At 67.4% G+C, this 10,746-nt stretch carries 7 protein-coding genes; 2 read left to right on the forward strand and 5 right to left on the reverse strand.

Annotated elements, in window-relative coordinates; genetic code table 11:
* Positions 1-38: 38 nt before the first annotated feature.
* Both AC07NX_RS18650 and AC07NX_RS18655 read right to left on the reverse strand, forming a co-directional pair.
* Positions 39-2,252, reverse strand: a complete 2,214-nt coding sequence (locus AC07NX_RS18650) for a beta-glucosidase family protein (protein WP_494643809.1) — start codon at positions 2,250-2,252, stop codon at positions 39-41.
* Between the two features lie 117 nt (positions 2,253-2,369).
* The gene (locus tag AC07NX_RS18655; protein WP_494643811.1) at positions 2,370-5,135 is read right to left on the reverse strand and encodes a TonB-dependent receptor; all 2,766 of its coding nucleotides are present in this window, start codon (positions 5,133-5,135) and stop codon (positions 2,370-2,372) included.
* A gap of 382 nt (positions 5,136-5,517) precedes the next feature.
* Here AC07NX_RS18655 and AC07NX_RS18660 point away from each other — a divergent pair, with 382 nt between their 5' ends.
* A complete protein-coding gene (locus tag AC07NX_RS18660) occupies positions 5,518-6,765 on the forward strand; it encodes an ROK family transcriptional regulator (RefSeq protein WP_494643812.1) in 1,248 nt (415 codons plus the stop codon).
* 155 nt (positions 6,766-6,920) lie between these two features.
* On the opposite strand, the gene AC07NX_RS18665 is transcribed toward AC07NX_RS18660, so the two are convergent.
* From AC07NX_RS18665 to AC07NX_RS18675, 3 genes are all read right to left on the reverse strand, one after another.
* Entirely contained in the window at positions 6,921-7,574 is a 654-nt protein-coding gene (locus AC07NX_RS18665; protein ID WP_494643814.1) for an alpha/beta fold hydrolase, read from the reverse strand.
* Between the two features lie 605 nt (positions 7,575-8,179).
* Positions 8,180-8,875 (reverse strand): NADPH-dependent F420 reductase, encoded by a 696-nt coding sequence (locus AC07NX_RS18670; RefSeq protein WP_494643817.1) that lies wholly within the window; start codon positions 8,873-8,875, stop codon positions 8,180-8,182.
* Positions 8,805-9,554: a 3-oxoacyl-ACP reductase family protein gene (locus AC07NX_RS18675; RefSeq protein ID WP_494643815.1), complete on the reverse strand. Its 750-nt coding sequence runs from the start codon at positions 9,552-9,554 to the stop codon at positions 8,805-8,807. Before AC07NX_RS18675 ends, AC07NX_RS18670 begins: the two co-directional genes overlap by 71 nt.
* A gap of 78 nt (positions 9,555-9,632) precedes the next feature.
* Between AC07NX_RS18675 and AC07NX_RS18680 the strand changes: the two genes are divergently transcribed.
* Positions 9,633-10,583: a LysR family transcriptional regulator gene (locus AC07NX_RS18680; protein WP_494643816.1), complete on the forward strand. Its 951-nt coding sequence runs from the start codon at positions 9,633-9,635 to the stop codon at positions 10,581-10,583.
* Positions 10,584-10,746 lie beyond the last annotated feature (163 nt).

The raw sequence follows: 10,746 nt of genomic DNA on the forward strand, positions 1-10,746 counted from the left end.
GCTGACTTGGACTTTAGTAGAGAGGCGGCGCGGCCGGCTCAGTCGGACCATTTCCGGGCGGCTATCCGCGCGTTCACGACAGGGCCGAGATCCTCGGCGTCGCGCCCGAGGGCAAAGCCGTAGTCGCCGGCCGGCATCGACCAGCCGCCGTTCTTCCAGTCGGCGAGCAGGCGCGCATCAACCGTCACGGTCACCTTCTGGCTCGCGCCGGGCTGCAGGCTGACGCGCTGGAAGCCCACCAGCCGTCGCGTTCCCTGGCCAGCGCGACTGACGAGATAGAGCTGGGCGACCTCGTCGCCGGCGCGCTGGCCGGTATTGGTGACGGTGAAGGTCGCGGTCCGGCCCTTCACCGTCAGGCCGCTGGTCGAAAAGGTCGTGTAGCTGAGCCCGAAACCGAACGGGAACAGCGGCTTGGCGCCCCTGCGCGCGAACCAGCGGTAGCCGACGTCCGAGCCTTCGATGTCGTAGTCGGCCCGCAGCCTGTCGCCGCCGGGCGGAATGTCGTCCGCCGTATAGGGCTCGACCCAGTCGCCGCCGTCGAGCTTCGGGCGCGGGAGCTGGCCCTCGCTGGCCGGGAAGGTGATGGGCAGGCGCCCGCCCGGATTGGTCTCGCCGAACAGAACCGAGGCGATCGCCGGACCGCCGCGCGCGCCCGGGTACCAGGCCTGGAGAACCGCGGCGGTCCTGTCGAGCCAGGGCATCTTCACCGGGCCGCCGGTTTCGAGGACCACGATGGTGTTGGGGTTGGCTTGGGCGACGGCGGCGATCAGTTGGTCCTGCCCGTCGGGGAGGGACAGGTCGGGCTGATCGAAGCCTTCCGTCCGCCATTCGGTGGCGAAGACGATCGCGATCTCCGCCTGCCTGGCCGCCTCGACCGCGTCGGCGATGTAGCGGCCGTCGCGGAAGGTGATCGCCGCGTCGGGGGCCATGGCCTTGATGGCCGCCAGCGGGCTGGAACGATGATACTGTTGCGACGCGGCGGCGCCCGACGGACCGACCGCGACGGGCACGGTGACCGCCGGTCCGTCCTGGCCCTGGACCTGGCTCGAGCCCCCGCCCGACATCACGCCCCGGTCGGCGTGTCCGCCGATCACCGCGATGCGTCCCGCCGAACGGGCCAGCGGGAGAACGCCGCGCTCATTCCTGAGCAGCACCATCCCCTGCCGCGCCACCTCCTCGGCGACCGCCGCGTTGCTGGCGAAGTCGATCCTGTCGTCCGGCGTCGCGGGGCGCCTGTCCAGCCCGGCGGCGTAGATGGCCGTCAGGACGCGCCTGTTCATATCGTCGAGCCTGGCGCCATAGCGCGGATCGGAAGCCGCCTTCTGCTTGAGCGGGTTACGGAAGAACACGGCGCTGTCGAGCTGCGAGCCCGACTGCTGGTCCAGGCCGTTGAGCGCCGCCTCCACGCCCGGGACCGCCTTGCCCCAGTCGGACATGACGAAGCCCTTGTAGCCCCAGCCCTGCTTGAGCACCTGGTTCATCAGCCAGTCACTGTCGCAGGCCTTCACGCCGTTCACGCGGTTGTAGGCGCACATCACCGAGAGCGGCTGGCCCTGCTCGATGCCGATCTGGAAGGCCAGGAGGTCGCTCTCCCGCGCCGCGGCCTCGCTGATCCGGGCGTCCACGATCTTGCGGCCGGTCTCCTGTCCGTTCAGCGCGAAGTGCTTGATCGTCGAGATGATGTTGTTGGACTGGACGCCACGGATCGCCGCCCCGGCCAGCACGCCGGTCAGCAGCGGGTCCTCGGAAAGATATTCGAAGGTGCGACCGTTGCGCGGGTCGCGCATCAGATTGACGCCGCCGGCCAGCAGGACGTTGAAGCCCTTGGCCCGCGCCTCCGAACCGATCATGGCGCCGCCGCGGTAGAGCAGGTCGGGGTTCCAGCTCGCGGCCTGCGCCAAGCCGGACGGCAGCGCGGTCGCCCCGTCCTTGCGGATCCCCGAGACGTAGCCGACGCCGAGACTGGCGTCGGTCTCCTTGAGCGCCGGAACGCCGAGGCGGGCCAGTCCTTCCACATAGCCCGCCCCCAGGATCGCATCGGCCGGCAGGGGCGGGGCGTCGCCGCCCAGGGGCAGGGCCATGATCCCGTGGGTCAGGACGACCTTCTCGTCGGCGGTCATCCGCGCGACCGTCGCCGTCGCCCGCGCTTGCGCCGCCGCGAGGTCGGGAAGCGGCGCCAACTGGGCCAAGGCCAGGGACGGCGTCGCGGCTTGAGCCAGCAAGGCCACGGCCAGGATCGTTTTCGTGTTCATGCTCGGGCCTGGTTCAGGAACTGGGAATTCGCGGGCGAGACGGCGGGACAGCGGTGGGCGCGCGGCCCCGCTCGAGCCGGCTCCGGCGCGCTGTGGGGCGCGCCGAGGGGCTTGGCGCTACATCTTGAAACGCACGCCGAGGCTGATGTACCGCCCCTCGATTCTCACATCGGCCGGGAAGTACTGCGTCTCGTTGTAGTACCTGTAGTCTTTCCACGGCTGCGCGAGCAGGTTGCTGCCGGTCAGCACGACCGAGTACTTGTCGTTGATCTGATACGACAGAGAAGCATCGAGACGCGACACGGGGCGCACCAGTTCGCCCGCATACTGCTCTTCGTTCGCATTGCGATAGTATTTGTTCACATAGTGCGAGCGACGATTGTACGAGATGCGCGCCGAGAACGGTCCCTTCTCGTAGAAGCCGACCAGATTATAGGTCCACTTCGAGGCGTTCGCCATCGGCACCAAGGCCCCCGCGTCCTCGCCGAAGGCGGCCGGAAGCCCGTTCTTGGCGTCGAGATAGGTGAGGTTCGCCTGCACGCCGAAGCCGGAGAGCCAGCCGGGCAGAAAGTCGAAGAAGGTCTGGAAGGAGGCTTCCGCGCCGCGGATCCTGCCCTCCCCCGCGTTCTCGGGCCTCGTGATCCTGACGGTCCCGGCCGTCGGATCGGTTTCGTAGTGGCTGTAGGTGTCGATGAAGCCCCAGATATCCTTGTAGAAGACCGCCAGCGACGCGGACCCGTGCTTGGCGAAATAGTATTCGAGCGACGCGTCGTAGTTCGTCGACGTCAACGGCTTCAGATCGGGGTTTCCGGTCGTGAGCTCAAGGCCGTTGAACGTGCCGGTGGCGCGCGACAGGATCGCCGTCGGACTCAGTTGCCCGTAGCCGGGCCGGGAGATCGTCTTCGTGTAGGCCAGCCGCAGCAGGACCTTGTCCGAGAAGTGGATCTTGGACTGGATCGACGGCAGGACATCGAGCCAGTCGTGATCCGCCGAGGCCGGCACCAGGTCGCTTTCGAAGCCGTAGTTCGTGCCGTCGGCGTAGGCCACGCGCACACCAGCCGTACCGTCCACCCGGACGCTGCCGATGTCGAACGCGTACTTGCCCTGGACATAGCCGGCGTAGGTCTGTTCCTTGCCGTAGAAGGACCGGAAGGTCTGGATTTCCGGGGTGCTGTACTTGGCCGTGTCGCCCGCGAGGAAGCCGGCCCAGTCATAGTCCGCCATGACCTGCTGCAGCGAGGCGTAGGCGAGCTGGCGCAGGTTTTCGCTGTTGGCGAGGATGGCGTCGCCGCCCGGCGCCAGCCAGTTCTGGAAACGCTGGGGATCGTCACGGAAGGCGCCTCTGACCACCTCGAGATCGCCGGTGGGCAGGTCGGCCAGCGGAATGTTCCTCAGTCGGATCCAGGCGTACCGATCGCCGTAATAGTCGATCGAGGTGCGGGTGGTGGCGCGCAGCCCGGCCTGGATCTTCGGCAGCCAGGTGCTGCCGGTGTCGTAGTCGACGTCCAGTCGCCCCTGCCAGCCGTCTCCCTCGGCCGAGAGATAGGTCTGGTAGATGCCGCTCAGGACGTAGTTGTCCGGGTTCATCATGTCGTAGCCGCCCAGATCGAACACCCCCGACCCCGCGACGTCGAACTCGGCGTTCACGGTGGGCGTGCTGGTCAGCTGGGCGTCCAGGCGCGTCTGGTTGGCCACGTAGCGGCTCTTGGAATAGGCGAAGTCGCCGGAAATCGTCGCGCGGCCCGTCGTCCAGCGGAAGCCGAGCGCGCCCTGATACAGGTCCGTCCGGTCCTTGAGCGCCGACCGCTGGACGTCCGGGGAATTGCCGCCGGTGTGGGTCAGGCTCGCCGCCTTCCCGTCCTCGCCGTCGACCAGCACGACATTGCTCAGCGTGCCGTCCCTGAGGCTCTGACCATAGAAGTCGTTCGCCTGCGTGCCGCGATAGCCGCTCCAGAGCGCCTCGGCGTAGAGTTCGAGATTGGCGCTGGGGCGCCACTGCACCATGGCGTTGACCGCCGGACGCTCGCGGGCGCCGGTGGCGTAATAGTTGCCGATGTAGTCGGGATAGTGGAAATCGCCCACGCCCGGCGTCGTGACGGTGGCGTTGCCCAGGCTCGGAGTGATGACGGCGGCGCCGTCGAAGCGGAGCGCCTGGTGATACTTGGTGCGGACATAGCTCGCGCCCAACAGCCCGCCGATCTCGCCCTTCGAGGTGTCCCAGGTCTTCGCCAGGAGCAGGTTGCCGGCCGGCTCGATGGTCTTGGATTGATCGTTGTAGGCGCCCCTCACCTCGCCGGCGAGGGTGACGTCCTTCATGTCGAACGGACGGCGCGAACGCAGGTTGATCAGCCCTCCGAGGCCCGGCTCGACCAGGTCGGCGGTCGCGGTCTTGTAGACCTCGAAGCCGGCGGCGACGCTCGCGGGGAGATCCTGCCAATGGAGCACGCGATCGTCGGTGCTGAAAAGCTCGCGGCTGTTGTAGGTGGTGGCGAGGTTGGGAAGACCCCGGACCAGCACTTCGGCGCCCTCGTCATAGGTCCGCGTGATCTGGACGCCGGGAATTCGCGACATGACTTCGGCCGCGTTGTTGTCCGGCAGCTTGCCGATATCTTCGGCCACCACGGCGTCGACGATCGAGTCGGAGGCGCGCTTCTGTTCCTGGGCGGACTGGAGGGCGCCGCGGAACCCGGTCACCACGACCTCGTCGACGACGGTCGCCTCGACTTGATTTCCGGCGCTCGGCGGCGCGACGCGCTTGGTCGCCGCGGGCTTGTCCTGGGATTGCGGTTCCGGGGTCGCGGCGCTTTGCGCCCAGACCGGAGACGCCGCCAGCATCGCCGCCCACGACGTGGAGCAGAGCAGAACTAGACTGCGCTTGAACATAGTATTCCTCCCCAGAGTTATGATGCTCAACTCCGCTCAGCGCGGTTATTTGAACACCATTCGGTTTTCTTTGATTTATGCTTTTGATCTCCTGGAGCGCTGGTGTGACCGCGAAAGGTCTGCTCAGGAAAGGTCGTCGCTGGCCGTCACCCCCGGCCATGGCGGTCTGCTAAGCAGCGCGCCGTTTCGACGCGCCTGCGTCGATGTCTCCCATTCGCACCTCCCTTCCAGCGCCGCGTTTTTCACGGTCGACAGTCCCGACGGACTAAATCCATCGATGTGATTTACTAAATCTATGAAAGTGATTTAGTCTGTCAAGGCGAAAGTTCGTATGGTCGCCGGGGGCTCGGCGAAGGTCGCCCGCAGGTTGCCGGGACGGCGAATGGCGGGCAGAATCCCGCAAGCGAGCGTTGTAGTCGGTGAGCGGCCCGCAAGCTCTCGGGCGTCGGAAGGGATGCGAGAAGACCGATCGATGCAGCGAGGAAGCAATTCAATCGGCGTGCGGCGCTACAATGAGCGCCTGGTGCTATCGACGATCCGCCGTCTGAACGGCGCCTCCAAGGCGGACATCTCGAAGCTGACCGGGCTTTCGCCCCAGGCGGCCGTGAGGATCGTCGAGAGCCTGGAGGAATCGGGCCGACTGGTCCGCGCGGGCCGGCGGACCGGCGGCATGGGCCAGCCCTCGACCATCTACAAGATCAACGGCGGCAGCGGATGTACGGTGGGTGTCGAGATCGGTCGCGATCGGCTGATCTGCGTGCTGCTGGACTTCGACGGCGCGATCCTCGCGCGCTGGTCGCAGCCCCACGACTTTCCCCGCCCGCAGGAGGTGATCCGCGACGTCAATGCGTTCATGGCGACGCAGCTTGCGCTTCTGCCGGAAGTCCAGCGCGAGGGCTTTCTGGGCATCGGCATCGCCATGCCCTGGTTTCTCGGCGAATGGCGCGACGAGCTGGGCATGACGGACGACCAAGCACGCGACTGGGCCGGAAGCGTCGTCGAGAAACGCTTCCGCTTGGCGCTCGAAGCCCCTGTCTTCTTCGAAAACGACGGCAACGCCGGCGCGCTGGCCGAACTGCTGTGTGGCGCCGGGCTGGACCTGCGGGACTTCCTCTACATCCATCTGGGCAAGTTCGTCGGGGGGGGGCTGGTGCTCGGCGGCCAGGTGCACGAAGGCCGCAACGGCAACGCCGGGGCCTTGGCCTCGATGCCGGTGGCCGGTCGCAACGGCGCCGACGTGCTGCTGCACCGCGCCTCGCTCTACAACGCCAGGATCGACCTGGCGGACGGCCTGACCGACGCGGCCCGCGAGGCCTGGCTGGACGATTGCGCGGACGCGCTGAGCTTCGCGATCATCGGCGCCAACAGCCTGCTGGATCTCGAGGCCGTGATCCTGGGCAGCCCGCTTCCCGAGGAACTCCTCGGGGCCCTCATCGGCCGGATCAAGGCGAAGTTGGAAGCCAACGCCCCCCGCGACTTCTTCCAGCCGCCCCTGCTACCTGGCCGCAATGGCGAGATCGCGCCAGCGCTGGGCGCCGGCCTCCTCCCGCTCTTCGCGTCCTATGCTCCCAACCTCGGTTCGCTGATGAAGAGTCCGAGTTCCGTGGTGACGCCTGAGGGCGCCAACTGAGCGTTCTCGGCAGGGTAGCGCCACTAGCGGCGCTTGGGACAGCGCCAGGTTCCGGACATTCAGGCTCCGGCGCTGATGACACGCGCACATTGCCGAAGAGGAGCGCTCGGCGAGCATTCTCCAATAGAGCTCCGAGCGCTTGTTCAATGGTCGCGTCAGACCTGGGCCAGGAGGATCTCGGCCAGCGTCTCAGGCTGAAACCGCGCGACGTTGTGGGGGCAATCCAGGGAATAGGTGGACCATTCCGGATCACGGCTCAGGCGCGCGTGAAGATCCAGGAACGGACTTCCTTCCCAGCCGAACGCGCCAACATAGGTCTTGCGGGGCGCCTCGCGCCAACGTCCGGTGAGGCGAATGGACTGCAAAAACGTCCCGATCGGGTGAGGACGGGCCCGGGGATCAAGACCGGGCGGGGGCGCGCAGTTTAGCCCGTCCGACCTTGCACCTTCGGCAAAGACCTCTCGAAAATAAGGACTCGTCAGGGACCAGGCGGAATCGCCTGGGTCAGGCACGTAAGCGTCGACATAGACCAACGCTCCGATTTGCGACGGCGCGGCGTCGGCCACGCCGCTCACGACCATTCCGCCGTAGGATTGCCCGACAATGACCAGGCCATCGCCCTGCGATTTAATGGCGTCGACGACATCGCCGATGTGAGTGTCCAGGTTGGCCGCCGGGGCCGGCGCATCGCCAAGGCCTGAGAGCGTGATCGGCAAGGCTCTGTGCCCACTGGCTGTCAGGATTTTCCCAACCCTGTCGTAGACCCAGCCGCCCTGCCAGCCTCCAGGGATCATCACGAAGGTGGCCATGAGCATGTCCCTGCACAGCGCTAGAAGCGATCCATCGGATCTCTTAACGCCAGACATCAAGCGAGAATGAGACAAACAATTGGTCACGCCCCCCGCGCGTCGCCACCCCAGTCAGAACCTCGCCGTAGCGCTGGCCACGCCCATGGCCGCCGCGAAGATCGGCGGCAGGGCGAACAGCACAACTTCGAAATGCAGATTGCCGTAGGTCCGCTCTCCCCTTCCCTGTCGATCCGAGGTCCGGGCGCTTGGGGGTGCTGCGCCAACAACGGAGCTTTGGACCGCTCCGGAAACATGGCGCCCAGATCGCTACCGCAGCATGGATTGCTCGTCGGTCGGCTCGGTCGCCCGCCTGAGGACAGCCTTGCATCGCTGACCTCCCAGACACTGCGTCGCCTCGCCTGAAGGCGCAGGCCGCGGGGGCGGTTACCACCGAAGCTTGAGACAACCCCGACCGGATCTGTTGAGCGATGGACGGCGGTGACGATCGGCTTGCGGCAGCGCTTCTTCAGGCCCGGCGGATCGATCGCGTCGTCGGGGATCGGCTTGGGCGAGGCGTCCAGCCTGAAGACCTTGGGCATGTCGGGACTCTCGCCCTCCCCCAGACCTTAGTCGACCTTGATCAGGTTCAGGCCTGGCAGTGAGCCGCCCGGAAACTGGCTGAGCCGCCCGCCGTTCTCCAGCCCGCCCAGATCCACGCCGGCGAAACCCAGGCGTTCGACGAGCGCCGCCACCTCGGCCTTCGCCGCTTGGTCGTCGCCGGCGTAGAACAGCACCCGCCGCCCCTGCGCGGTGGCGGGGTCCGCGCCCAGGATCGGCGGCGGCAGGGTGTTGAAAGCCTTTACGACCCGCGCCCCGGGGACCTGGTCAGCGAAGACCTGGGTCGAAGCGCGGCCGCCCAGGTCGACCGGGCGAAACAGCGGCGCCTCGATGGGGTTGTTGGCGTCGATGACGATGCGACCAGCCCAGTCCGCCAGCCCCTCCAGCGCCGTAGGGATCTTCGACCAGTTCACGGCTACGAAGACGATGTCGGCCTTGGCGGCCTCGGCGACCGTCGCAGCCATGATGGACGGTCCAAGTTCGTCCACGAGCGCCCGCAAGCTCTCGGGGCCTCGACGGTTGGCGATCTTCGCCTGAAGCCCGGCGCGGGCGACGCTGCGGGCGATGGCGGCGCCGATGCCGCCCGCGCCGATGATGCCGATGGTGATCATTTCGTTTCTCCTCGAACTGGTTCTAGGCCGTGAAACCGCCGTCGACGGCCAGATCGGCGCCGGTGATGAAGGCCGCCTCGGGGCTGGCCAGATAGGCCACGGCGCTGGCGATCTCCTCGGGACGGCCGTAGCGGCCCACCGCGATCCCCGGGCCGACGATCTTGGACACCGGGCCGTCAGCCGGGTTCATGTCGGTGTCGGTCGGCCCCGGATGGACCGTGTTGACCGTGATCCCCTTGGGGCCGAGGTCGCGGACCAGGCTGCGATTGAAGCCGCTGATCGCGCCCTTGGTCAGGGTGTAGAGCGAGGCCGTCGGGAAAGCCGCATAGCGGGTCATCGAGGAGCCGATGTGGATAATCCGGCCACCCGGCTTCATCTGGCGCGCGGCTTCCTGGGTGGCGACGAAGACGCCGGTGACATTGACCGCGATCACCCGCTGATAGGTCTCGAACGCGATATCCTCGATCGGACCGCCGTCGCCGAGGCCCGCATTGTTGACCAGGATGTCGATGGCCCCAAGATCGGCGATGGTCCCGCGCACCGCCGCTCGGACCGCCTCGGGATCGCCGGCGTCGGCCTTGATCGCCACCGCCTTGCCGCCCGCGGCCTGGATCTCGCCGACGACGGCGTCGGCGCGGTCGGGCGAGGACGAATAGGTCAGGGCCACGGCCGCGCCGTCGGCGGCCAGGCGCCTGGCGATGGCCGCGCCGATGCCGCGCGAGCCGCCGGTGACCAGGGCGGCCTTGCCGGCGAGAGGAAGAGAAGTCGTCATCTGCAAGCTCCATGAGCGGGTTTCGATGGAGGCAGGATCGGAGATTTGATCCCTGGGTATTAGCCAGGTATCTTGCCAATGATCTTCAAGGGATCATTGAAATTGGAAAGCCTCGCCAATCTTGAGAGCTTCGTGCGCAGCGCTGACGGCGGGAGCTTCTCCGATGCGGCGCGGCGAATGGGGCTGACGCCAGCCGCCGTGAGCCGCAACGTCGCCCAACTGGAACGCAATCTCGGGGTCCGTCTCTTTCATCGCTCGACACGCAGCCTCGCCCTGACCGAGCCGGGCGAGCGTTTCCTGCTGGCGCTGCGCGATGACCTCGCGGGCGTCCAGGCGGCCATCGCGGCGGTGGCGGGCGGCGACGAGCCGGCCGGAGTGCTCAAGGTCTCGCTCAGCATCACCTTCGGCACCGAGGTCATCCTGCCGATGCTGCCCGAGTTTCTGGCGCGCCATCCCCTGATCCGCCCCGACTGGCGCTTCGAGAACCGGCAGGTCGACCTAGTGGCCGAAGGCTATGACGCGGCCATTGGCGGGGGTTTCGACCTGTCGCCGGGCCTGGTGGCCCGCCCCTTGGCGCCGGCCCACATCGTCGCCGTGGCCGCGCCCGGCTATCTCGCCGGCCGCGCCCCGCCTGCCCACCCGGAAGACCTGGCGCGGATGGACGGCGTCGTGATGCGGTCGGACACCACCGGCCTGGTGCGCCGATGGTCGCTGCGGAACGCGGCGGGCGACGAAGCCATCGCGCCCCTGCCCCATACCCTGGTCGTCAACGATCCGGCGGCCTTGCGCCAGTCCGCGCGCGTTGGCCTGGGCGTGGCGATGCTGGCCTTGCCCGACGTGATAGCCGACCTCGAAGCAGGGCGCCTTGTCAGGGTGCTGCCTCGCTGGTGGGCCGACGCCGGCGCCATCTCGCTCTACTACGCCAGCCGCGCCCACCTTCCAGCCAAGACCCGCGCGTTCATCGACCACGTGGCCGAGATCTTCCGTCGGGAGCGCCTGGCTGAACGGTTCGCCGGCAGTTTGGGATGAGCCGCACGGCGCCGGAAGCGGACTGCAACGGCCGCCGGAATCACGACCTCAGCGCCGCGGACGTTGTGGCGGCGAGCTTCTCAGACCTAGCAGGCTGTTGAAGAAGTCCGTAGCGGTGCGGGACTGGGCATGATTCACTCTCTCAAGCGAGGCTTGAGGGTTT

This window comes from Caulobacter sp. GW821-FHT09A05, from assembly GCF_059418465.1.